The organism is Bradyrhizobium sp. CB82, from assembly GCF_029714405.1.
In the GTDB taxonomy this organism is placed as follows: Bacteria; Pseudomonadota; Alphaproteobacteria; order Rhizobiales; family Xanthobacteraceae; genus Bradyrhizobium.
On record NZ_CP121650.1, the window covers coordinates 4,340,409 to 4,364,131 of the forward strand.

22 protein-coding genes are annotated in these 23,723 nt (G+C 64.9%); 11 read left to right on the forward strand and 11 right to left on the reverse strand.

All coding sequences use genetic code 11. From position 1 onward, the window contains the following. Positions 1–3: 3 nt before the first annotated feature. The 7 genes from QA640_RS20910 to der all read left to right on the forward strand — a co-directional run bounded on the left by QA640_RS20910 (position 4) and on the right by der (position 7,674). On the forward strand, positions 4–1,623 hold the full coding sequence (locus QA640_RS20910) for a peptide chain release factor 3 (protein ID WP_283042474.1): 1,620 nt from the start codon (positions 4–6) through the stop codon (positions 1,621–1,623). Positions 1,624–1,758: 135 nt separating this feature from the next. Further along, a complete protein-coding gene (locus QA640_RS20915) occupies positions 1,759–2,316 on the forward strand; it encodes a hypothetical protein (RefSeq protein ID WP_283042475.1) in 558 nt (185 codons plus the stop codon). A gap of 77 nt (positions 2,317–2,393) precedes the next feature. Further along, the gene (locus QA640_RS20920) at positions 2,394–2,972 is read left to right on the forward strand and encodes an NnrU family protein (RefSeq protein ID WP_283042476.1); all 579 of its coding nucleotides are present in this window, start codon (positions 2,394–2,396) and stop codon (positions 2,970–2,972) included. Between the two features lie 257 nt (positions 2,973–3,229). Further along, a complete protein-coding gene (locus QA640_RS20925; protein ID WP_283042477.1) occupies positions 3,230–4,825 on the forward strand; it encodes a class I adenylate-forming enzyme family protein in 1,596 nt (531 codons plus the stop codon). A 171-nt stretch (positions 4,826–4,996) separates the two neighbouring features. Beyond that, complete coding sequence (locus QA640_RS20930) at positions 4,997–5,650, forward strand: tetratricopeptide repeat protein (RefSeq protein ID WP_283042478.1); 654 nt, start codon at positions 4,997–4,999, stop codon at positions 5,648–5,650. Positions 5,651–5,680: 30 nt separating this feature from the next. Then, complete coding sequence (locus QA640_RS20935; RefSeq protein WP_283042479.1) at positions 5,681–6,241, forward strand: hypothetical protein; 561 nt, start codon at positions 5,681–5,683, stop codon at positions 6,239–6,241. A 50-nt stretch (positions 6,242–6,291) separates the two neighbouring features. Then, positions 6,292–7,674: a ribosome biogenesis GTPase Der gene (der, locus tag QA640_RS20940; RefSeq protein WP_283042480.1), complete on the forward strand. Its 1,383-nt coding sequence runs from the start codon at positions 6,292–6,294 to the stop codon at positions 7,672–7,674. A 94-nt stretch (positions 7,675–7,768) separates the two neighbouring features. Here the strand turns inward: der and QA640_RS20945 are convergent, their stop codons facing one another. From QA640_RS20945 to QA640_RS20970, 6 genes are all read right to left on the reverse strand, one after another. After that, positions 7,769–8,995, reverse strand: coding sequence for an ABC transporter substrate-binding protein (locus QA640_RS20945; protein ID WP_283042481.1), 1,227 nt, complete (start codon positions 8,993–8,995; stop codon positions 7,769–7,771). 225 nt (positions 8,996–9,220) lie between these two features. Then, positions 9,221–9,961: an SDR family NAD(P)-dependent oxidoreductase gene (locus tag QA640_RS20950; protein WP_283042482.1), complete on the reverse strand. Its 741-nt coding sequence runs from the start codon at positions 9,959–9,961 to the stop codon at positions 9,221–9,223. A 131-nt stretch (positions 9,962–10,092) separates the two neighbouring features. Beyond that, positions 10,093–11,604 (reverse strand): amidophosphoribosyltransferase, encoded by a 1,512-nt coding sequence (gene purF, locus QA640_RS20955; protein ID WP_283042846.1) that lies wholly within the window; start codon positions 11,602–11,604, stop codon positions 10,093–10,095. A gap of 31 nt (positions 11,605–11,635) precedes the next feature. Beyond that, positions 11,636–12,265, reverse strand: coding sequence for a CvpA family protein (locus QA640_RS20960; protein ID WP_283042483.1), 630 nt, complete (start codon positions 12,263–12,265; stop codon positions 11,636–11,638). 167 nt (positions 12,266–12,432) lie between these two features. Then, positions 12,433–13,845, reverse strand: a complete 1,413-nt coding sequence (radA, locus tag QA640_RS20965; RefSeq protein WP_283042484.1) for a DNA repair protein RadA — start codon at positions 13,843–13,845, stop codon at positions 12,433–12,435. A gap of 34 nt (positions 13,846–13,879) precedes the next feature. Then, the gene (locus QA640_RS20970; RefSeq protein ID WP_283042485.1) at positions 13,880–14,608 is read right to left on the reverse strand and encodes a sulfite exporter TauE/SafE family protein; all 729 of its coding nucleotides are present in this window, start codon (positions 14,606–14,608) and stop codon (positions 13,880–13,882) included. 336 nt (positions 14,609–14,944) lie between these two features. On the opposite strand from QA640_RS20970, the gene QA640_RS20975 reads away from it, so the two are divergent. Continuing rightward, the gene (locus QA640_RS20975; RefSeq protein ID WP_283042486.1) at positions 14,945–15,313 is read left to right on the forward strand and encodes a GFA family protein; all 369 of its coding nucleotides are present in this window, start codon (positions 14,945–14,947) and stop codon (positions 15,311–15,313) included. 184 nt (positions 15,314–15,497) lie between these two features. Here the strand turns inward: QA640_RS20975 and QA640_RS20980 are convergent, their stop codons facing one another. Further along, positions 15,498–16,283, reverse strand: coding sequence for an exodeoxyribonuclease III (locus QA640_RS20980; protein ID WP_283042487.1), 786 nt, complete (start codon positions 16,281–16,283; stop codon positions 15,498–15,500). A gap of 39 nt (positions 16,284–16,322) precedes the next feature. Here QA640_RS20980 and QA640_RS20985 point away from each other — a divergent pair, with 39 nt between their 5' ends. Continuing rightward, a complete protein-coding gene (locus tag QA640_RS20985) occupies positions 16,323–16,541 on the forward strand; it encodes a cysteine rich repeat-containing protein (protein ID WP_283042488.1) in 219 nt (72 codons plus the stop codon). Positions 16,542–16,696: 155 nt separating this feature from the next. Here the strand turns inward: QA640_RS20985 and alr are convergent, their stop codons facing one another. Beyond that, positions 16,697–17,983: an alanine racemase gene (gene alr / locus QA640_RS20990; protein ID WP_283042847.1), complete on the reverse strand. Its 1,287-nt coding sequence runs from the start codon at positions 17,981–17,983 to the stop codon at positions 16,697–16,699. A 69-nt stretch (positions 17,984–18,052) separates the two neighbouring features. Then, entirely contained in the window at positions 18,053–19,558 is a 1,506-nt protein-coding gene (locus tag QA640_RS20995) for a replicative DNA helicase (protein WP_283042489.1), read from the reverse strand. A gap of 549 nt (positions 19,559–20,107) precedes the next feature. On the opposite strand from QA640_RS20995, the gene QA640_RS21000 reads away from it, so the two are divergent. Beyond that, positions 20,108–20,317, forward strand: coding sequence for a transcriptional regulator (locus QA640_RS21000; protein WP_283042490.1), 210 nt, complete (start codon positions 20,108–20,110; stop codon positions 20,315–20,317). A 22-nt stretch (positions 20,318–20,339) separates the two neighbouring features. Here QA640_RS21000 and QA640_RS21005 read toward each other — a convergent pair whose 3' ends face one another. Next, positions 20,340–21,590, reverse strand: a complete 1,251-nt coding sequence (locus QA640_RS21005) for a cyclopropane-fatty-acyl-phospholipid synthase family protein (RefSeq protein ID WP_283042491.1) — start codon at positions 21,588–21,590, stop codon at positions 20,340–20,342. Between the two features lie 277 nt (positions 21,591–21,867). Between QA640_RS21005 and QA640_RS21010 the strand changes: the two genes are divergently transcribed. Continuing rightward, a complete protein-coding gene (locus tag QA640_RS21010) occupies positions 21,868–22,956 on the forward strand; it encodes a hypothetical protein (RefSeq protein ID WP_283042492.1) in 1,089 nt (362 codons plus the stop codon). Between the two features lie 129 nt (positions 22,957–23,085). Here the strand turns inward: QA640_RS21010 and rplI are convergent, their stop codons facing one another. Beyond that, positions 23,086–23,691: a 50S ribosomal protein L9 gene (rplI, locus tag QA640_RS21015; protein WP_283042493.1), complete on the reverse strand. Its 606-nt coding sequence runs from the start codon at positions 23,689–23,691 to the stop codon at positions 23,086–23,088. Positions 23,692–23,723: the final 32 nt, after the last annotated feature.

The window sequence follows — 23,723 nt, forward strand, 5'->3', positions numbered from 1 at the left end:
GCCATGTCCGACATCGCCATCACAGCCGAATCGCCGGCCCGTTCCCCGCTTGCCGCCGAAGTGGCGCGGCGGCGGACCTTTGCGATCATCTCCCATCCGGACGCCGGCAAGACCACGCTGACGGAAAAGCTGCTGTTGTTCGGCGGCGCCATCAACTTGGCCGGCCAGGTCAAGGCCAAAGGCGAGCGGCGCAACACACGCTCGGACTGGATGAAGATCGAGCGCGAGCGCGGCATCTCCGTCGTCACCTCGGTGATGACCTTCGAGTTCGAGGGCCTCGTATTCAACCTGCTGGACACGCCCGGCCACGAGGACTTTTCGGAAGACACTTATCGCACGCTGACGGCGGTCGACTCCGCCGTGATGGTGATCGACGCCGCCAAGGGCATCGAGGTGCGGACGCGAAAGCTGTTCGAGGTCTGTCGCCTGCGCGACATCCCGATCATCACCTTCATCAACAAGATGGACCGTGAGAGCCGAGACGTTTTCGAACTGCTGGACGAGATCGAGAAGACGCTGGCGCTCGACACCACGCCGATGACGTGGCCGGTCGGCCGTGGCCGTGACTTTCTCGGCACCTATGACGTCGTCAATGGCGGCGTGCGCCTGCTCGAAGGCGGCGGCGCCAAGACCGGCGCCGCCCAGCAGATCGAGATCGCCGAACTGGCCAAGCTCAATGCCAATCTCGATGTGTCCGCGGTGAAAGACGAGCTCGAGCTCGTCACCGAAGCGTCCAAACCGTTCGAGCTGGAGGCGTTTCGCGAGGGCCATCTGACGCCGGTCTATTTCGGCAGCGCGCTGCGCAATTTCGGCGTCGGCGACCTCCTGGAAGGCCTCGGCAAGTTCGCACCAGAGCCGCGCGCGCAGGAAAGCGATCAGCGCAAGGTCGAAGCAACCGATCCGCGCATGAGCGCCTTCGTGTTCAAGATCCAGGCGAACATGGATCCCAACCATCGCGACCGCATCGCCTTCGCGCGGTTGTGCTCGGGCAAGCTCAGTCGCGGCATGAAGGCCAAGCTGGTGCGCACCGGCAAGAGCATGCCGCTGTCGAGCCCGCAATTCTTCTTCGCGCAGGATCGCTCGGTCGCTGACGAAGCCTTCGCCGGCGACGTCGTTGGCATTCCCAATCACGGCACCTTGCGCATCGGTGACACGCTGACGGAAGGCGAGGATTTCACTTTCGTCGGCGTGCCGAGTTTTGCACCGGAAATCGTCCGCCGCGTCCGACTCACCGACGCGATGAAGGCGAAGAAGCTGAAGGAGGCGCTTCAGCAGATGTCCGAAGAAGGCGTGGTGCAGGTGTTCCGCCCGCGCGACGGCGCCCCCGCGCTCGTCGGCGTCGTCGGCGCGCTGCAGCTCGACGTGTTGAAGGCGCGGCTTGAGGCTGAATATTCGTTGCCGGTCGAGTTCGAGGTGAGCGAATTCCAGCTTGCACGCTGGGTTTCCTCGGATGACCGAAAGAAGCTTGACACCTTCATCGCCGCCAACACCTCCAGCATCGCTGACGATGTCGATGGCGATCCCGTGTATTTGGCCCGGAACGAATTCTATCTCGGCTATACCCGGGAACGCGCCGAGGGTATCGAGTTCGCCAACGTCAAGGACGTCAAGAAGAAGGGGTAGGGTGCGGTCGTGGTTCTCGGCTGTCATGCCGGGCGACGACGCCGATATTTAAACGCGCGCATGTGAACGGATGCGGGCTTGACCCGTGCGCGGCCAATGCCACGTTTGCCGACGTAACATTCCGGTTCCGTGGTCATGTGGCGCTGCATCCTCGTTCTGCTCCTGATGGCGGCACTGCCGGTCTCTGCCGACGCGCGGCGCTGGCACTTCGAGCCGATCCCGTTCTCGTACGAACCGTGCGGCGGGCCATTTCAGGGGCCCTGCATCACCGAGATACCCTTTCCGTTCGGGGAGACGCTCCAGGTCACGGTCGAGACTGTTCCATCTCAAGCCGACAGTGCGAAGTACCAAAAGCCGGATCACGATCTCGACACGATCGGTGACCTCTTCGCCGAGTTGCGCTCGTGCTGGTCGCCTCCCTCAACAGACGGTGCGCGGGAGGGCATGCAGATGTCGGTGCGTTTCAGCCTCAACAGGTCGGGCAACCTGATCGGCCCGCCGCGCCTGACCTTTGCGACGGCGGGCGCGTCGGCGGACACGCGAACCACTTACCTCGATGCCATCAACGCGTCGCTGAATGCCTGCCTGCCGCTGAGGCTGACCGACGGCTTTGCCGGGGCGCTGGCCGGACGGCCGATCGCGATCCGCTATGTCGACAATCGCGAGCTGAAGAAGCCCGGGGTGCAGCAGTGATCCGGGAATGACGCATTGCGGGCGGCAGGCTGGAAGTGATACCCGCTAGAGGGGGCGAAAATTCAGGGGAGGATGCCGTGGGCTTTTTGGTGATGATCCTGGGGCTCGCGTTGTTTTTCGCGGCCCACACCTTCACGACGAAACGCGAGGCGCGTGCGCAGGCGATCGCGCGGCTGGGCGAGGGCACCTACAAGATCCTCTATGCGCTGGTCTCGCTGGCCGGCCTTGCCCTGATCGTCTGGGGCTTTGGCCAGTACCGCGCGACCGGCTGGATCGACGTCTGGTATCCACCGAAGGCGATGAAGCACATCGCGGTCGCGCTGATGCCGCCGGCGGTGATTCTGGTGGTGGCGTCCTACATCCGCGGCCGCATCTATGCGACGCTGAAGCATCCGATGCTGGCCGGCATCAAGCTGTGGGCAGCGGCGCATCTTTTGGCCAATGGCGATCTCGGCTCCATCATCCTGTTCGGCTCGTTCCTGGGATGGGCGGTGTATGACCGGATCTCGCTGAAGCATCGCAAGGATGCCGGTGGCCCGCCGATTCCGGTTGGCGGCGTCACCAACGATCTGATCGCCGTCGCTATCGGCGTCGTCGCCTATTTGGCGCTCGCCTTTGCCTTCCATCCCGTCGTGATCGGCGTTCCCGTGATGTGAGGCGAAAGCGCGATGAGATTAGGATGAATCGTCATCGCGCTTTAGGTTGTTGTTTGCGCATGATCTCCGCGCAAACCGTTCCGCGTTTGTCGCGAGGGAAAACCGCATCCCACTTTTCCGGATCATGCTTTAGAGCATGATCGCGATGACGGTTGATCTCAATCGCATCGTGCTTTAGGGCCTAGCCGATCAACGCAAGACAGGACGGGCCGTCCGTGCAGGGAAGGTGACAAGAACAACAAGCCGGGAGCATCCCGATGGACTGGTCGCAACCTCAGCTTCCCCCGATGCGGCTCGAGGCGCGCTTCGGAGATCGCCTGGTGAGCGCATTTTGCGAGCGGCCGGCAAGCCTCTGGGCGATGATCGCGGAAGCAGCCGATCGCAATCCCGACGGTGACGCGCTGATTTGCGGCAACGCCAGGCTGACCTGGCGGCAGACCGTCGCGCAGTCGGTGCGGATCGCCGCCTGGCTTCGCAGGCTCGGCCTGCAGCGCGGCGATCGCGCCGCGCTCCTGCTCGGCAACCGCATCGAGTTTCCGTTGATGCTGTTTGCCGCTGCGCACGAAGGCCTCGTGACCGTGCTGCTGAGCACGCGCCAGCAGAAGCCCGAGATCGCTTACGTGCTCGCCGATTGCGGCGCCAAGGTCCTGGTCCACGAGGCGGCGCTTGCCGACCGCCTCCCGGAGCCGCGCGATGTCCCCGATGTCGTGCATCGCATCGCCATCGACGATGATCCGCGTTTATCCCGCTTTTCCGAGCTCAGGGATCACGCGCCCGCGGATGCGCCGGCCGATGTCGGCGAAGAGGATACCGCGATGATCCTCTACACCTCCGGTACCACGGGCAAGCCGAAGGGCGCGATGCTCGCCCATTGCAACATCATCCATTCCTCGATGGTCTTCGCGACTTGCCTCACGCTCACGGCGGCGGATCGGTCGATCGCGGCGGTGCCGCTCGGCCACGTCACCGGCATCGTTGCCAACGTCACGACGATGGTGCGCTGCGCCGGCGCGCTGATTATCATGCCCGAGTTCAGGGCGTCCGACTATCTCAAGCTCGCTGCGCGCGAGCGCGTCACCTACACGGTGATGGTGCCAGCGATGTATAATCTGTGTCTGCTCCAGCCGGACTTCGATAGCTATGATCTTTCGAGCTGGCGCATCGGCGGTTTTGGCGGCGCGCCGATGCCGATTGCGACCATCGAGAAGCTGGACGAAAAAATTCCCGGCCTCAAGCTGATGAACTGCTATGGCGCGACCGAGACGACCTCGCCGTCGACGATCATGCCGGGCGAGCTCACCGCGCGCCACATCGACAGCGTCGGCTTGCCCTGTCCCGGTGCGCGGATCGTCGCAGTTGACGCGAATGGGCGTGAGCTGCCGCGTGGCGAGATCGGCGAGCTCTGGATCGCAAGCGCGTCCGTGATCAAGGGCTACTGGAACAATCCGAAGGCGACCGCCGAGAGCTTTACCGGCGGCTTCTGGCACTCCGGCGATCTCGGCTCGGTCGATGCCGACGGCTTCGTCCGCGTGTTCGACCGCCAGAAGGACATGATCAACCGCGGCGGCCTGAAGATCTATTCCGCCGAGGTGGAATCCGTGCTGGCCGGACATCCGGCCGTGGTCGAGAGCGCAATCATCGCAAAACCGTGTCCGGTGCTCGGCGAGCGCGTCCATGCGGTCGTCGTCACGCGCGAGGTGGTCGCGGTCGAGGCGCTGCAGGCCTGGTGCGCCGAGCGGCTGTCCGACTACAAGGTGCCGGAGACGATTGTCCGCACCGCCGAGCCGCTGCCGCGCAACGCCAATGGCAAGGTGCTCAAGCGGCAGTTGCGGGAGACACTGGCCGGGTCTTGAGGGCGGCCGGAACCGACGGCGCCGCGGCGGGGTGGAAGGTTAACGCCTTGATCCGGCTCACTTTGCCTTGCCACCGCCATATCGATAGCGTATCGCAGCCGCGACGCGGGGACGGATTTTCGACGCGAATGATCTGGCGCGCGCTCCCGGCCGGGCATGGGATTAACATAAGTGTCTGAATTATTTGATGAAGTTGACGAGGAAGTACGCCGCGAGCAGCTCAAGAAGCTGTGGGACAAGTATTCGATCTACTTCATCGCCCTGATGGTGCTGATCGTGGCCGCGGTCGGCGGCTGGCGCGGCTATCAGTATCTGGAGGCCAAGAAGGCCGCCGAGGCCGGCGCCGCCTTCGAAAAGGCCGTGGAGCTGTCCGAGCAGAACAAGCACGCCGAGGCCGAGGCGGCCTTCACCGAGCTCGCGGCCAGGGCGCCGCGGGGCTATCGCACGCTGGCGCGCCTGCGCGCCGCGGCCGAGGCCGCTGCACGCGATCCCAAGGCGGCCGTGAAGATGTATGACGATATCGCGGCCGACAGCAGCGCTGGTGCCGAGCAGCAGGCGCTCGCAAAACTCCGCGCTGCAGGGCTTCTGATCGACACGGCGTCCTATGCCGACATCCTGCAGCGGCTGGAGCCATCCGCCGCGGCCGGCTCGACCTTCCGCCATAGCGCGCGTGAAATGCTCGCCCTGTCGGCCTGGCGCAATGGCGACGCGGCCGCCGCGCGCAAATGGCTGGATGCAATTGCCGAGGATGGTGAAACCCCGCCGGGCCTGCGCTCGCGCGCCGAGGCCTTGCAGGCTTTGCTGCCGCCGGTCGCCAAGAGCTGACGGCCCGAGAACAGTTGGACGAGACTTGAGATGCGCCGTACGCAACGTTTGATCGCAGCCGCCGTTCTGATCGCCTTCTCGGGCCTCCTTGGCGGCTGCTCGAGCGGCGGGTTCGATCCGAGCGATCTCATGGACTGGCTCGACACCAAGAAGAAGCTGCCGGGTGATCGCAAGCCGGTCTTCCCCGAGGGCGTGCCGGGCCTGGAGCAGGGCGTGCCGAGGGACCTCTACAAGGGCGCACAGCAGCAACAGGACCAGCAGAATGCGGACGCCGCTGCTGCCTCAGCACCACAGCCCGAGCCGCCGAAATCCGCCAAGGCCGCAAAGTCGAAGAAGACCAGGCAGCCTGCGGCAGCCACCGCTGCGCCGGCCGAGGCACCTGCTGGCGAAGTCGATGGCGAGACCCAGCCCGAAGCGGCGCCGCCCACTGCGGCGCCGCCGCCGAAGCGGAAGATCGTCCGCAAGCGCACCACCGCGCCGCAGCCGGATCAGGATCAGACCACCCAGCCCGCGCAATCGACCCAGACCACGCAGCAGCAGTCGCAGGGAGCTTTCCCGGCGCCGATGCCGAGCGGCAGCTTCACACGCTGACATTTTTCACTGCATTGACAGGCGCAGCCCCGGCAGCGCACGAATGACCAATGTCCTTTACGATCGCCATCATCGGCCGGCCCAATGTCGGAAAGTCGACGCTGTTCAACCGCCTGGTGGGACAGAAGCTCGCGCTCGTCGATGACCTGCCCGGGGTGACCCGCGACCGCCGCGAGGGCGATGCGAAGCTCGGCGATCTTGCATTCACCATCATCGACACGGCCGGTCTCGACGAAGGCGCCAGGGGTTCGCTGACCGCGCGGATGCAGGAGCAGACTGAGACCGCGATCGCGCAAGCCGACGCGCTGTTCTTCGTCATCGACGCGCGCGTCGGCCTCACGCCGACCGATCGTGCCTTCGCCGATTTCGCGCGCCGCGCCAACAAGCCGGTGCTGCTGGTTGCCAACAAGAGCGAGGGCAAGCATGGCGATGCCGGCGCGATGGAAGCCTTTGCGCTGGGCCTCGGCGATCCCATCCAGATTTCCGCCGAGCACGGCGAGGGCATGGGCGAGCTCTACGATGCCCTGAGCCGGCTGATGCCGGAGCCGCCCGAGGAGGATGAAGCCGAGGACGAGGAGGAGCTGTCCGAGGAGGAGGCTGCAAGGCGTCCGATCCGGGTTGCGATCGTCGGCCGCCCCAATGCCGGCAAGTCGACGCTCATCAACCATCTGCTCGGTGAGGAGCGCCTCCTGACCAGCCCGGAGGCGGGCACCACGCGCGACTCGATCGCGGTCGAGATCAACTGGAAGGGGCGCGATTTCCGCGTGTTCGACACCGCGGGCCTGCGCCGCCGCTCGCGCATCGAGGAGAAACTGGAGAAGCTCTCGGTCGCCGATGCCTTGCGCGCGGTGCGCTTTGCCGAAGTCGTCGTGCTGATGATGGATGCGCAGCACCGCTTCGAGGAGCAGGATCTGCGCATCGCCGATCTGATCGAGCGCGAGGGCCGCGCTGTCGTGCTCGCGGTCAACAAATGGGATCTGATGGAGAGCAGGGGCGGCGGCGCGATCTCCAATTTGCGCCGCGATGCCGATCACTGGCTGCCGCAGGTCAAGGGCGTGCCGATCGTCGCCGTCTCCGGCTTGATGGGCGAGGGCATCGACCGTCTGATGCAGGCGATCCAGGACGCCTATGCCGTCTGGAACAGGCGCGTGCCGACGTCGGCGTTGAACCGCTGGTTCGAGCAGGCGATCCAGGCGAACCCCCCGCCGGCGGTTTCGGGGCGCAGGCTGAAGCTCAACTACATCACCCAGACCAAGGCGCGCCCGCCGAGCTTCGTGCTGTTCTGCTCGCGCGCCGACGCCGTGCCGCAGGCCTATCTGCGCTACCTCACCAACTCCCTGCGCGACGCCTTCGAGCTGCCGGGTACGCCGGTGCGGATCACGCTCCGCGAAAAGGCCAATCCATTTGCGCATAAGCGCAAGCGGCTGTCGTGATTGGCGAAGGCGAGAACCGCCTTCTGTCGCCGATGGATGGATAGAAGGTGGGCACGGCGCCTTCGCGCCTTTGCCCACCCTGCAGGAGCGCCGTTTACTTCTTCACCAACGGACACTCGCTCGCCTCGAGCGGCTTGGCGGCGTCTTCCGGTGTGATGGTGGCGACCAGCTTGTAGTAGTCCCACGGGCCCTTCGACTCTTCCGGCTTCTTCACTTCGAACAGGTAGGCCGGGATGATGTGGCGCCCGTCGACACGGAGGACGCCCTTGCCGAACACGGGATCGTCGGTCGGGATCTCCTTCATCTTGGCGACGACCTTTGCACCATCATGTGGATTGCCTCCGAGCGCTTCCATCGCCTTGAGGTAGTGCATCACGCCCGCATATACGCCCGCCGCATCCATCGAAGGCATCATGCCTTTCGGCGACAGCTTAGCGAAGCGTTTTGACCACTCGCGAGTTCGGTCGTTCAGGTCCCAGTAGAAGGACTCCGTGAAGGTCAGCCCCTGGGCCGTTTTCAGGCCGAGCGAATGCACGTCACTGATGAAAAGCAGAAGCGCTGCGAGCTTCTGGCCGCCAGCAACAATCCCGAATTCCGCGGCCTGCTTGATTGCGTTGGTGGTGTCACCGCCGGCATTGGCAAGTCCGATCACCTTCGCCTTGGAGGCCTGCGCCTGGAGCAGGAAGGACGAAAAATCCGGCGTGTTCAGAGGATGCCTGACGGCGCCCAGTACCTTGCCGCCATTGGCAGTGGCAACCGCCGCGGTATCGCGCTCGAGCGCGTGGCCGAAGGCATAGTCCGCGGTGAGGAAAAACCAGGTGTCGCCGCCCGCCTTCGTGAGTGCCTTGCCGGTGCCGTTGGCGAGCATGTAGGTGTCATAGGTGAACGAAATCGTGTTCGGCGTGCAGGCCTTGCCGGTCAGGTCGGCGGTCGCGGCACCAGAGTTGAGCAGGACCGAATTCTTCTCCTTGACGAGGTTGTTTACCGCGAGCGCCACGCCCGAATTCGGCGTGTCGGCGATGACGTCGACCTTGTCGGCGTCGATCCACTGCCGGGCGATGTTGACGCCGACGTCCGGCTTGTTCTGGTGGTCGCCGCTGACGACGTCGATGGTCCAGCCCTTGGCCTTCAGGCCCGAGTCTTCGACAGCCATCTTCGCCGCGGTGACCGAGTTCGGCCCGCCGATGTCGGCATAGAGGCTCGACATGTCGTTCAACACGCCGATCTTGATGTTCTTGTCTTGGGCGGAAGCCGAGGTGGCGAAGCCGAGGCCGGCACAGGTCAACAGCGCGGCATAGCGCCACGCGCGCAAATTTTTCATCGTATTTCCTCCAACTGTTGATGCCGGGACGGCCCTCTTGGATGGGGGGCTTTTGACTATCGGCGCGATCGGTCACGATCTTGATGTGTCCGATAGCGTGTCTTGATGCTTGCGGCAATGCGCCAATCGTAGCGATCCGGCCGATCGGTTAACCCGATCGTCCGATGCTGACTTAAATTTCATCAATCGGCCGCGTGTCCGCCTGGCGGCCAGCATGCGCGGGCGTCAGGCCGGCGGGCGGAAGCTCATCAGCGTGCGCGTCTTGTAGTCGTAGAATTTGCCGGTTTCCGCCCAGCCGGGCGCGCACATCGGCACGATGAACTCGGCGGCCTGCTCGGGCGTGTCGAGCGTTGAGGGATCCTCGCCCGGCATCAGCGTTGCACGCATGCGGGTGCGAATCGGCCCGGGATTGAACAGGTTGACGCGCAGTTTCGTGCTCGCGGTCTCCTGCGCCCAGGCGCGCGCCAGCGTTTCCAGCGCGGCCTTGGAGGCGGCGTAGGGGCCGACATAGGCCGTCGCCTTGTTGGCTGCGCCCGAGGTGATGAACACCGCGCGGCCGGCGTCGGATTGTTTCAGCAGCGGCTCCATGCAGCGGATGAGCTGGAAATTCGCCGACACGTTGATCGCCATCACGTCGGTGAAGGTCTTCAGTTCGATGTGGCCGAGCGGCGAAGAGGGGCCGAGCACGCCGGCATTGCCGACGAGAATGTCGAGCTTGCCATGGCGCTCATGCAGCGCGGCGCCGAGCCGCGCGATACCGTCGAAGTCGGTGAGGTTGAGCGGCACCAGCGTGGCGTTGCTGCCTGCTTTCCGGATCTCGTCGTCGAGTTCTTCCAGCCCGCCCTGCGTGCGCGCGACCGCGATGATGTGCGCGCCGGCTTTCGCCAGCGCGATTGCGGTGGCGTAGCCGATGCCGCGCGAGGCGCCGGTGACGAGAGCGATGCGGTTGGCGAGGAGGTTTGTCATGGCGGGGTTTTACAGGCGTGGATGACCGGCACAAGCCCCCCGCCACAACGTCATTCCGGGGCGGTCCGCAGGACCGAACCCGGGATCTCGAAATTCGTCCGGCGGACCGCCCCGGGATGACGCCGTCGGCGTCAGCTCGCTTCAGCCAGCAGCGACAACTGCCGCGGCTGCTGTTCGGTCTGAGTCTGGTCGGTGAGATGCGTCGGATAGGCGCCGGTAAAACAGTGATCCGAAAACTTCGGATTGGCCGGGTCGCGGCCGGGCTCGCCCATTGCGCGGTACATGCCGTCGATCGACAGGAAGGCGAGCGAGTCCGCGCCGATGATCTCGCGCATCTCTTCGAGCGAGTGTGTTGCCGCGAGCAGGCCGCCGCGATCGGGCAGATCGATGCCGTAGTAATCGGGATAGAGGATCGGGGGCGAGGCGAGACGGAAGTGCACTTCGGTCGCGCCCGCATCGCGCATCATGCGCACGATCTTCTTCGAGGTGGTGCCGCGCACCAGCGAGTCGTCGATCAGGATGATGCGCTTGCCTTCGATCGCGGCGCGGTTCGCCGAGTGCTTCATGCGCACGCCGGATTCGCGGATCGCCTGCGTCGGCTGGATGAAGGTGCGGCCGACATAATGGTTGCGGATGATGCCGAGCTCGAACGGCACGCCGGAAAACTGGCTGTAGCCGACCGCGGCGGGCACGCCGGAATCCGGCACCGGCACCACCACGTCGACCGGCACGTGGCTCTCCCTGGCGAGCTGCGCGCCAAACGCCTTGCGGACCTCGTAGACCGAGCGGCCGTGGACAATGGAATCCGGACGGGAAAAATAGATGTATTCGAAGATGCAGGGCCGCGGGGCCATTGGCGGGAACGGCTTGTGGACGTCCTGGCCGCTCTCGTCGAAAACAATGACTTCGCCGGGCTCGATGTCGCGCACGAAGCGCGCGCCGATGATATCGAGGGCGCAGGTCTCCGACGTCAGGATCGGACAGCCGTCGAGCTCGCCGAGCACCAGCGGCCGGATGCCGCGCGGATCGCGTGCGCCCACCAGCTTCTTGTTGGTCAGCGACACCAGCGCATAGGCGCCTTCGATTTCACGCAGCGCGTCGATGTAGCGTTCGATGAAGCGGGCGCGCTTGGAGCGCGCGACCAGATGCAGGATCACCTCGGTGTCGGTGGTCGACTGCATCATCGCGCCGTTCTTGACGAGCTCGCGGCGCAGCGTCAGTCCGTTGGTGAGGTTGCCGTTATGGGCGACCGCGAGGCCGCCCGCGTTCAGCTCGGCGAACAGCGGCTGCACGTTACGCAGGATCGTGGCGCCGGTCGTGGAGTAGCGGACATGGCCGACTGCGACACTGCCGGGCAGGCGGTCGATCACCTCGTGGCGGGAGAAGGTGTCGCCGACGAGACCGAGGCGACGTTCGCTATGAAATCTGTTGCCGTCGTAAGAAACTATACCCGCGGCTTCCTGACCGCGGTGCTGAAGGGCGTGGAGGCCGAGGGCGGTAATGGCAGCGGCGTCGGGGTGGCCGTAGATGCCGAATACGCCGCATTCCTCGCGTAGCGTATCCCCCTCGAGATCGTCCTGAAGCTCGAGCCCGGCCGGGGGGAGGTCGAGATCAAGCTGGGCGTTCCAGTCGGGGTTTTGCATCTCGTCCATCGCGCCTCTCTTCGGGCTCAATTCAACGCGCCGCGGGTTTCTCGATCAGCTTCTTAAGGCTGTCACGAGCCGGTTTACTGTAGCCGTCGCTGCCGCCCGCAGGCTGCTGCTCGGTATCAGCTTGATCATCATCTGGTTTGTTTTTCTTGAATCTCTTCAAGATGGTGTTCTCGGGATCATCCGGCAAGAGCGACATCAGCCAATCCCCGGTTCCCTGCAAGACCAACCGGGATTTGGCTCCCGTGACCCAGTCCGGGCGCTGCTTGTCCGGGACCAGCCAGGTGAAGAACAGGAAAGCGACCACGACGATCAGGAGGCCGCGGGCAAGGCCGAACAGGAAGCCCAGGGTGCGGTCCAGGGCGCCGATCCGGGAATCCAGGATCATATCGGAGATCCGCACCGTGATCACGGACACGACGATCAGCGTGCCCACGAAGACGCCGGCCACAACCACGACGCTCGCGACCGTGTCGTTGTTGAAATAGGTCTTTGCGGTCGGCAGCAGCTTCGAGAATGAATAAAGCGTCACGATCGCGGCTGCGCCCCAGGCCGCGATCGACAGGATTTCGCGCATGAAGCCGCGGACCATGGCAAGCAGGCCCGAGATCAACATCACACCGAGCAGGATCAGATCGAGGAGTGTAATCGGCATCGGCTGGTCTGGTCCGCTCGTACTCTCAAAGGTGCTCAGCGAATCGGTGTTTTGGCCGCCGCCCTAAGTGACGGGCAGACGGTGTTCCCGGCAAGTCTGGAACCACGCAATCCCATGCTGCTTTGTGACGGCTGTATAGCGGCGGGGCCGGAGATCGTCACCTCCAGCTAGCCCTCTCCACGGCGGAATCTGGCGGGTGTGGCATTTTTCTCGGGGGCGGCGATCTCGGCGACAAGGGTGGTCAGGCTGTTCACGGCATTGAGCGACAGCCCGGCGTCGCCGCCAGCCTCGCCTCGGGCCGATTCGGGCAGCACGGCGCGGCTGAAACCGAGCTTTGCGGCCTCCTTCAGCCGCGCGGGGGTCTGGGCCACGGGCCGCACCACGCCGGAGAGTGAAATCTCGCCGAAATAGACGGCATCGGTGGGTAATTGCGCATTAACCAGGGAGGATACCAGCGCCGCCGCGGCGGCGAGGTCGGCGGCCGGCTCGTGGATGCGCAGCCCCCCAGCGACGTTCAGATAGACGTCGTGGCCGGACAGCTTGACCCCGCAATGGGCTTCCAGCACCGCCAGGACCATGGAGAGCCGGCTCGGGTCCCAGCCGACCACGGCGCGGCGCGGAGTGCCGAGCGAGGTCGGCGCCACCAGGGCCTGCAATTCGACCAGCACGGGGCGGGTGCCCTCGATCCCTGCGAACACGGCGGTGCCGGGGGTGCCGAGGTCGCGCTCGGACAGGAACAGCTCCGAGGGGTTGGTGACCTCGCGAAGGCCGAGGCCGGTCATCTCGAAGACGCCGATCTCGTCGGTGGGACCGAAGCGGTTCTTCACGGCGCGCAGGATCCGGAATTGCTGCGAGCCTTCGCCCTCGAAGGACAGCACGGCGTCGACCATGTGCTCGACCACGCGGGGACCGGCGATCTGGCCGTCCTTGGTGACGTGACCGACCAGGATGATGGCGGCACCCGTCTTCTTGGCGAAGCGGATCAGCGCCTGTGCCGAGGCGCGGACCTGTGTCACGGTGCCCGGCGCGGATTCGACCGTGTCGGTCCACATGGTCTGGATCGAGTCGATCACGATCAAACGCGGGACTGCGCCGTCCGACAGCGTCGAGATGATGTCCTCGACCGACGTCTCCGCGGCGAGTTGCACCGGCGCGTCCGACAACCCGAGCCGTTCGGCACGCAAGCGCACCTGCGCGATCGCCTCTTCGCCGGAGATGTAGACGATGCGATGACCGGCGCGGGCCATCATGCTGGTGGCCTGGGTCAGCAGCGTCGACTTGCCGATGCCGGGATCGCCGCCGACCAGCAGCACCGAGCCGCGCACGAAGCCGCCGCCGGTGACACGGTCGAGCTCGGTCATTCCCGAGGACAGGCGAGGGGCGTCGGGGCTTTTTCCCGCGAGGCTCTCCAGCGCAAAGGTGCGGCCCTTGCGCTTGGAGCGGATCGACACCGGCACGTTGCCGGTCGCGTCCTCCTCGGCCAGCGTGTTCCACTCGCCGCACGCCTCGCACTTGCCCTGCCAGCGGTTATAGGCCGCGCCGCAGTTCTGGCAGACGAAGGAGAGCGTGGATTTGGCCATGGGGACTGATGAATCGGGGACTGGTGAATCGGTGTCAGGGGGATTGCGTGGCGTTCCATAGCATGGAGAGTCCCGCCGCGACCATGATGGCGTCCATCACCAGGCGGAACACGTCCGGCTTCATGTGCAGCACGAAGCGCTTGGCGATGAATGCGCCGAACATCAGCGAGGAGCCCGCGATGAGGCCTTTGATTGCGACGTCGCCGGTCAGCGCGCCGAATCGTTCGAAGGTCACGGATTTCGACAGGTAGAGGCCGAGCGAGGAGGCAGCTTCGGTCGCGAGGAAGGCGCCCTTGGTCAGGCCGTAGAACAGGAACAGCGGCACGCTAAGGGGGCCCGTCGAAACCACAATGCCGGTGAGATAGCCGATGGCCGCGCCACCGATCGCCAGATGCCAGAGATTGGCTTTCAGATTGTGCCGCGCGAGCCAATGCCGCGCCGGCACCATCGCGATGAGGAAGATGCCGATCGCAAGATCGACCGCGCGCGAGGGCAGCGCGAGCAGCGTCCGTGCGCCGAGCGCTGCGGCGGGAATGCCGGTGATGGAATAGGCCGCGCACGCCTTCCAGTCGACCTCTCGCCACCAGGCGAGGATCCGCGACAGGTTCGCCATCACGGCCGCGACCGCCATGATCGGCACCGCCTCCTTCGGCCCATATTCATAGACCAGCACCGGCATCAGCATGATCGACGACCCCGTGCCGACGATGCCCGAAATGGTGCCGGCGATCAGGCCGACGATGAGGACGAAGAGGAAGGCCAAGGCGAGGGCTCCGGGAATCGGGGAAGTGTAGCCGGGCGAGCCGATGTCGGCGAATGCGGGAAGGCTGGAGTGCTTCGCTTAGCTCGCAATGGCGCTGCTCACCCCGTCATGCCGAGGGGCTCGCGAAGCGAGCCTCGAAGGATGAACGGCCTGAAGCGGCGGGGCTGTCGGGCGCGACGCCAGCGGCCATCGTCCGACGCTACCGCGAAAGGGCGCCGCGAACGCCAAGCGACTGTCCGCAAACCAGGCAGTGCGCCGCAACACCTGCTGACAGCATGTTGGCAGCAGGCTTCGGCTATGACCATCTCCTGACATTTTCGAGAGATGGAGCAGGCCATGCCGGTCGAGGGAAGCTGCCACTGCGGCGAGACGGTGTTCGAGGTCACGGAGGCCCCAGTCAGCGTGACGCGCTGCACCTGTTCACTGTGCGCCAAGCGCGGCGCGTTGTGGGCCTATTACACGCCGGCGCAGTTCCGCTTGCTCTCTCCGCAAGAGAACGTCGCGACTTATCAATGGGGTAGTCGCACCGTCAAACATCATTACTGCGCGAGCTGCGGCTGCGGAACCTTTTCGGAGTCGCCGGACTGGTCGACCGGCAAGCCCGACTTCGACAATCCCAAGGTCGCGATCAATGCCCGCCTGTTCGACGATTTCGATCTCGATGCGGTGCCGGTGAACGTGATCGACGGCAAGAATTTGTGGTGAGTGAGCAAAACGCTCCGATGATGACATCGGGCCGATGATTTGCCCGATGCGTCAATGGCTTCGCAGTTTTGCAAGGCGTCTTGACCTGCAACCATCGACTCCTTTGCATGGGGTTGTTTTTCAAATTTGTGGTGCCGCCACGGAAGCCCCCGCTTTGCGCTTCGCCAATCCGCCCCAGATCTGCTTATCCCTTTGATGCCTTGCTCAGCACGACCCAGGCCGGCGCGTGGTCGCTCGCGCCGTCTTCGCCGCGGATTTGCTTGTCGACGCCGGCCTTGGTCAGGCGCGGGGCGAGGGCAGGGCTGAGCAGGAGGTGATCGAGCCGCAAGCCTGCGTCGCGCGGCCAGCGGTTACGCTTGTAGTCCCAGAAGGTGTAGATGCGCTTGTCGGGATGCAGCGTGCGGAGCGCATCGCACCAGCCCTGCGCGATGACTGATTTGAACACGGCGCGGCTCCTGGGCTGGATCAGGGCATCCCTGTCCCAGGATCGCGTCGGATAGATGTCGAGCGCGGTCGGGGCGACGTTGTAATCGCCGGCGAGCACGACCGGCAGGTCCTGTTTGAGGAGAGTCTTCGCGTGGCGCTTCAGACGCGCGAACCACTCGAGCTTGTAGTCGAATTTCGGTCCGGGCTGCGGGTTGCCGTTGGGCAAATAGATGCTTGTGACGATGATGCCGCGCACGGCGGCCTCGATGTAGCGCGCTTCGATGTCGTCAACGTCGCCGGGCAGGCGATCGCGAGTCAACACGGGTTCGGCGTTGCGCGCGAGAATGGCGACGCCGTTCCAGGTCTTCTGTCCGCGCCAGACCGCGCCGTAGCCGGCTTTCTCGATCGCAGCTCGCGGGAACTCGCGATCGCTTGCCTTCAACTCCTGCAATGCGACGATTTCGGGCTTTGCCGCGCGCAGCCAGGCCAACAAATTGGGCAAGCGGCGATTGATATTGTTGATGTTGAATGTCGCAATCTTCATGTAGAGCTGATGGCCCTCACGTTCGACACCGGAGATCAAATGCTCAAGTTGAATTTCGCCGCCATCGCCGTCGCCGTCGCGCTCTCCGGGTCCGCGCTGGCACAATCGTCCGACCAGCGCGGCGCTTGCAAGGCGGATTATGACAAATTCTGCGCCGGCATCGCGCCTGGCGGCGGTCGCATAGTCGCGTGCCTCAACGGCAAGCGCGACCAGCTCAGCGATTCCTGCAAGAAGGCACTCGACAGCAGGAAGCAGTAAGCAATCACCCTCGTGTCCCGGACGCGCTGCAACGCGTAAGCGTTGCTGCACAGCCGGGACCCATGCGCCGCAAACACAGATGGGCCCCGGCTCAGCAGCGCACTACGCCGCGAAGAGCGACGCATTGCGCTGCATCCGGGGCACGAGAAGGTCGGCTAGGTTGGCAGCGGTGGCGGGCTCGCCGGCTGCTCCGCCAGCGGTGGGGGCGCGGGCGGTTCGGCGGCGGACGGCGCGGCGTGCTGCGCGAGAGCTGGCTGTTCGACCGGCGCATTGCTGCCCTTGTAGACCCGGGCATAGCGGCGGCCGAGGCTCGTCAGCACCTCGTAGCCGATGGTGCCGAAATGATGCGCGAGCTCATCGACGGTGATGCCGTCACCGAGCAGCGTCACCATGTGGCCGCGCCGCACCGCGTTCGGCGGCAGATCGGTGATGTCGATCGCGATCAGATCCATGGAGACGCGGCCCGCGACCGGACAGCGCTTGCCCGCGACGATCACCTCGGCGCCGCGCGTACCGTCATTGGAGCTGGCGGCGCGGAAGTAGCCGTCGGCATAGCCGACCCCGATGATCGCGAGCTTCGTGGGGCGCCGCGCCGTCCAGGTGCCGCCATAGCCGACGGTCTCGCCGCGCTCGATGTTGCGGATCTGCACGATGCGGGCCTTGAGATCGACCACCGGCCGCATCGGATTGTCGGCCTCTGGCGTCGGGTTGACGCCGTAGAGCGCCGCGCCGGGCCGCACCAGGTCGAACTGGAAGGGGGCACCCAGGAAGATGCCTGAGGAATTGGCGAGCGCCGCAGGCACGCCCGCGAATTCGCTCGCGATGGTGCGGAAGGCTGCGAGCTGCTTGGCGTTGACCGGGCTGTTGAGCTGCTCGGCGGAGACCAGATGGCTCATCACCAGCGTGATGCCGTGATCGCCGGCATTGATGCGCGGGATGATGGCCTGCGCCTCCTGGAGCGTCAGCCCGAGCCGGTTCATGCCGGTGTCGATATGGATGGCCGCGCCCCCGGTCCAGCCCGTGCGGCGGCAGAACACGTCCCATTCGGCGAGCTCGTTGAGATCGCCGATCACGGGGCGGCAATCGATCTTGGCGAAGTGCTCGCCGGTGTTCTGGAAATAGCCACCGAGCACGTAGATCGTCGCGGTCGGTACCGCCGCGCGCGCGGTGCGCGCTTCCGCGATCGTCGCGACGAAGAAGGTCTTGCAGCCGGCCCTGTGCAGCGCGCGCGCCACCGGCTCCGTGCCGCAACCATAGGCGTCGGCCTTGATCACGGCGGCGCATTCGGCCGGCACCGCGGTCTTCTCGAGCTTGCGCCAATTGGCGACGATCGCGTCGAGGTCGATAGTGAGCACGCCGCCATAAGCGGCGAGCGCCGTGGCCTGGTTGGCCTCCGCGGAGAGGAGGCCGGCTTGCGGGGTGAGGTTCGGGTCGGACGCCAGTGTCATGGCGTCGTTTTACGCAAGAGGTGAGCGCGGTTCAACCCGAGCAACTGCAGAGCACGATGAGGCCTAGTAGTCGCTGCGATCCGGCAACTGGCCGTCATGGGCGAGATCGCCGAATCGGGTGACCGAAGAATCGAAGTGCAGCTCGACCGTGCCGGTCGGGCCGTGGCGCTGCTTGCCGATGATGACTTCGGCACGGCCCACCGTGCGCTCCATGTCGCCCTGCCATTTGGCGTGTTCCTCGGTGCCGGGACGCGGCTCCTTCATGGCGAGGTAATATTCCTCGCGGAACACGAACAGCACGACGTCGGCGTCCTGCTCAATCGAGCCGGATTCACGCAGGTCCGAGAGCTGCGGCCGCTTGTCCTCGCGGGATTCGACCTGACGCGAGAGCTGCGACAGCGCGATGATGGGGACGCTGAGCTCCTTGGCGAGCGCCTTCAGGCTGGTCGTGATCTCCGTGATCTCCTGCACGCGGCTGTCGCTGGCGCGCTTGCCCGAGCCGGATAGCAGCTGGATGTAGTCGATCACGATGAGGTCGAGGCCCTTCTGCCGCTTCAGCCGACGCGCGCGCGCCATGAGCTGGGCGATCGACAGGCCGCCGGTCTCGTCGACATAGAAGGGCAGCGACTGGAGCTCGATAGAGACCTCGCGGATCTTCTCGAAATCGGCTTCCGAGATGCCGCCCCTGCGGATGTGGGAGGAGGGGATGCCGGTGCGCTCGGCAACGATACGTGTTGCGAGCTGGTCGGCCGACATTTCGCAGGAGAAGAAGCCGACCACGCCGCCATTGGTCGCCTTCATCGAGCCGTCGGCCTGGAGCTCGCCGACATAGGCCTGGGCGACGTTGTAGGCGATGTTGGTCGCGAGCGAGGTCTTGCCCATGCCGGGACGCCCCGCCACGATGATCAGGTCGGAGTGCTGCAAGCCGCCCATCTTGGTGTCGAGGTCGCGCAGACCCGTCGAGATGCCGGACAGCTTTCCATCGCGCTGGAAAGCCTTGGCCGCGAGATCGACGGCAACCGTCAGCGCCTGCGAGAACTTCTGGAAGCCGCCGTCATAGCGGCCGGATTCGGCGAGCTCATAAAGGCGCCGCTCGGCGTCCTCGATCTGCGCCCGCGGAGCGAAGTCGACCGGCGCGTCATAGGCCACGTTGACCATGTCCTCGCCGATGCCGATCAGGTCGCGCCGCAACGACAAGTCGTAGACGGTGCGACCATAGTCCTGGGCGTTGATGATGGTGGTCGCTTCCGCCGCAAGCCGCGCCAGATATTGCCCGATGGTCATGCCGCCGACGTCGGTATCGGCGGGCAGGAACGTCTTCAGCGTCACCGGGGTGGCGATCTTGCCCATCCGGATCAGGCTGCCGGCGGTTTCGAAGATCGTCTGATGCAGCGGCTCGAAGAAGTGTTTTGGCTCGAGGAAGTCGGAGACGCGGTAGAAGGCGTCGTTGTTGACCAAAATGGCGCCTAGAAGGCTCTGTTCCGCCTCGATGTTGTGCGGCGCGCTCCGGTAGGCGGGGGTTCCGGCGTCGGGCGCGAGTTTCAGGACGGTCGAATCAGTCAGGGCCATGGTTGGAGGTGCTTAGCAACTTTTATGGCGGGATGCGGGGCGGCGATAAAGCGCCGACGGCAGGCAAAGCGGAAGCGAAAGCTGATCGCTATCAACCGGTCTTTAAAATGGTGGATGATTAGCAGTCGCAGCACGCGCGGTGCTTGACGGATTTTTTGCAGAATTTGCCTCGAGGCCTTGATCTCGCTCAGGCCGGGCCACGGAAAAATCCCGATGATGTGAACCTTATATGTCGGCGCGCAGACCTATTTTGCAGGCGCGCATCGTGCGGCGCGCCGGCCGGCCGACTGTTCAGACGATCAGGAGGTAGACCAGCGCAACCAGGGCGGCGGCAACGCCGGTGGCGATCAAGGCATAGTCGGTGCGGAGATCGTCCTGCACGTCGAAGGAGGTTTGGATCTTCTTGCTCATGCACGACGGTCTAGGACAATTCCGACCACCACTTTGTGAAGCAGATCACAGAAGCCCGGATTCTTTCGGGTGAGACTTGGAACGAGCAGTCGGGCAGGGAATTGATCCGGTTCGCGGCCGTCAGGAGACGAGGCGACAATGCGGCAGGAGCTGCAGACATTGCAGCAGACTTGGCAAAGCGAGGCAGGCAGCCGGATCTGGTTGTCGGCGCTGATCGCCGCCATGGAAGATGCCTCCCGCCCGGAACCTGAGCGGTCCAAGCTGCCGGCCGAGACGCTGGCGCAGTTTCGTGCGCAGCTCGCGCTACCGGTCTCGCTGCTCTATCCGGCCGCGCGCCTGCGTCACTAGCCTTTATTACTCATTATTCTCATCATTCGCCCGCCAGCTTTAGCCTCGGCTTGCTACCGCCTTCCAGGCCGCGCAGCCGCGCCTCCTCATGGGCGATATAGTCGCGGGTCACCGGCACCACGCCCTGGCGTTTGGTGAGCTGGATCTGGAAGTTCATCATGCCCTGCTTGCGGAAGGTCATCTCGCAGGCGGCCAGATAAAATTCCCACATCAACGCAAAGCGCTCGTCATAGAGTTGCACCGCTTCCTCGCGCCGCGCCATGAAGCGCTCGCGCCAGGCTTTCAGCGTCTCGGCATAATGCAGGCGGAGGATCTCGATGTCGCAGACGAGAAGACCCGCGCGCTCGATTGAGGGCAGCACCTCGGACAGCGCCGGGATATAGCCGCCGGGGAAGATATATTTGGCGATCCAGGGATTGGTGGAGTCCGGCCCCTGCGAACGGCCGATCGAATGCAGCAGCATGATGCCGTCCTCTGCGAGGAGTTCGGCGCAGCGCTTGAAAAAGGTGTCGTAGAACTTGACGCCGACATGCTCGAACATGCCGACCGAGACGATGCGGTCGAACGGACCGTCAATGTCGCGATAGTCCTGGAGCAGGAACCGGGCCGACCGGGTCATGTTCTTCTCAGCCGCGCGGGCATTCGAAACCTGCAACTGCTCGGTCGAGAGCGTGATGCCGGTGACGTCGGCGCCCGCGATCTCGGCGAGGTAGAGGCCGAGTCCGCCCCAGCCGGACCCGATGTCGAGCGCGCGCTGGCCGCGTTTGATGACGAGCTTCGCCGCGACATGCCGCTTCTTGGCGAGCTGGGCATCATCGAGCGAAGTGTCCGGCGTCTCGAAATAGGCGCAGCTATATTGCTTGTCGGCGTCGAGGAAGAGCGAATAGAGCCGGCCGTCCAGATCGTAGTGATGGGCGACGTTCGTCCTGGCCCGGGAACGCAGGTTGAACTGCTTCAAATGCCGCGTCAGGTAGCGCAGGTGCCACTGGGGTTTGGCCCACTGCGGCAGCATTTCGGGTTGATCGAGCAGGATCGCCAGCGCATCAGCGATCGTGCCCTGCTCGACGACGAACTCGCCGTCCATATAGGCCTCGCCCAGCCCGAGCTCGGGGTTGAGCAGGATCTTGCGCTGCGCCTCGGCGGTGGCGAAGCGGACGGCCACGTGCTGGCCGGTCCCGTCACCACAGGTGAACGTTGCGCCGCTTGCGGTCGTCACCGTCATCGATCCGCGACGGATGAACTTCGTCAGGAAGCCACGCAGCAAACGGTCCATAGAACCACCCGATCGAGCGAACCCGAAAAGATGCGACTAACCCCCGCCGTCACACCGACGCATCGGAACCGCGTTGGTTCCTATGCATCCGCATGGAAACTTAATCAGTCGGCCCAGAACCTGCTATTGCGTTGTGTTCAAAGCCGATATTCGCAAAACGCGCGATGAGATCCTTGCCACAGAGCGCGCTTCCAATTGCAGCGCAATCGGCTAAAAGGTGACCCGCCGCCTGACGCGCGGGCTGGCCTTCTTGCGTATTTTCAATGGAGATGACGGGATGTCGAGCCGAGCGCTCAGCCTCGCGACGGTGTTGCTTCTGATTGGCCTTGGCGCTCCAGAGGCTGCGTTTGCGCAGGCGACGAACCTCGAGGCCGGCAAGAGCCCGTCCCAGATCTTCGCCCAGACCTGCAATGCCTGCCACAAGTCGCCGCGTGGGCTGCTCAAGTCGGTGCCCCCGGGCTCGCTGCCGGGCTTCTTGCGCCAGCACTACACCACGAGCTCCGACATGGCGGGCGTGCTCTCCTCCTACCTTGTCTCCAACGGTGCGACCGACACGCGCTACCAAGCCAAGGACGGCAAGGACAAGAAGGATGGCGCCAAGGAGAAGGAGAAGGACAAGGAGAAGGAGGCCAATTCCAGCGCCGCGCAACAGCCCGAGCATCCCAGCCGGCGTCAGCGCCAGGACGCAGCGAGGCCTGAGGGCGAGGGCGCTCCCGCGTCCGAGACCGGACGGGGCGGTTCGAGGCGGATGGCGCGACCGAGTGAAGAGGGGGCCAAAGATGGTGCGAAGGAAGGCGCCAGCCCCGATGGCCAGGCGACCAATGAGCGCAGCCGCGAGGGCCGCAAGTCCAAGCAGCGCCTGAGCAAGCGCGGCAAGCCCGAGCCCGAGGAAGCTCCGAAGGCTGACACGCCCAAGGGCGAAACGCCCAAGGAGATGCCCGCCGCAACAGAGCCACCGTCCGAGGACAGGAAGAACGAACCCAAGAACGATACAAAGAACGACAGCGCCAAGGTCGATACCGAAGCCAAGCCCGACAGCGCAAAGGACAAGCGGGCCGAGAAGCCTTCCGACAAGCCGGAGAGCGCCAAGATCGAGCCTTCGACCAGCCAGACCCCCGCGCTGCGGCCCGATCCGGTGCCGCAGGTGATGCCGGCTCCGCCGGCTGCTCCGAAACCGACCGAGGCTGCGCCGCCCGAGCAGAAGCCGGTCGACAACGCGGCCAAGCCCGACGATGCCTCTTCAAACGGCAGCAGCGCCTCTGCGCCGGCGGCCAAGCCTCAGGACGCGCCGTTGCCCCCGACCGCGGCCGCCCCGCCGGCTCCGGCCGAGCCGTCCGGCTCGCCGACCCCGCCGATCTCCCGCTAAGGGAGTTCCACCTCGTCACTGGCGCACCTGCGCTGGCCTCGATCGCGATGCTGAGCGAGGACGTCGCCGCCAAAACGAAAAGCCCGGCCGCCGGCGGCCGGGCTTCCGTTTGATGCATGAACGCGAGACTTACTGCTCGGTCGCTTCTCCGGCCGGCGCCGGCGCGAGGTCTTCGTGCTGGGCTTCCGGATCGAAGAACTCGCCGGCGGCGGCAATCGCCTCGGCGGCCGCGTCGCGGTCCTCGTTGCGGGTTGAGATGTCCTCGCCGCGGTTGATGCGCTCGGCTTCTTCCTGGCTGCGCGCAACCGTCACGGTGACCTCAACCTCGACCTCCGGGTGAACGGCGATCGTGATGGTGTGCTTGCCGATGGTCTTGATCGGCGCGTCGAGTTGCACCTGCGGGCGGGCGAGCGCAACGCCGTCCGCTTCGAACGCCATGACGATGTCGCGCACGGTGACCGAGCCGAACAGCTGGCCGGCTTCTGAGGCCTGACGAACCACGATGATGTTCTTGCCCTCGATCTTCTCGGCGACCTTGGACGCTTCGCCCTTGGCCTTGACGTTGCGCGCCTCGAGCTCGGCCTTCATGCCGTCGTACTTGGCGCGGTTGTCGGCGGTGGCGCGCAGCGCCTTGCCGCGCTTGAGCAGGAAATTGCGGGCATAGCCGTCGCGAACCTTCACGACTTCGCCCATCTGGCCGAGCTTGGCCACGCGTTCCAGCAAAATGACTTCCATAATCGTTCTCCTTTTGAAGTGCTGCGAGTTGG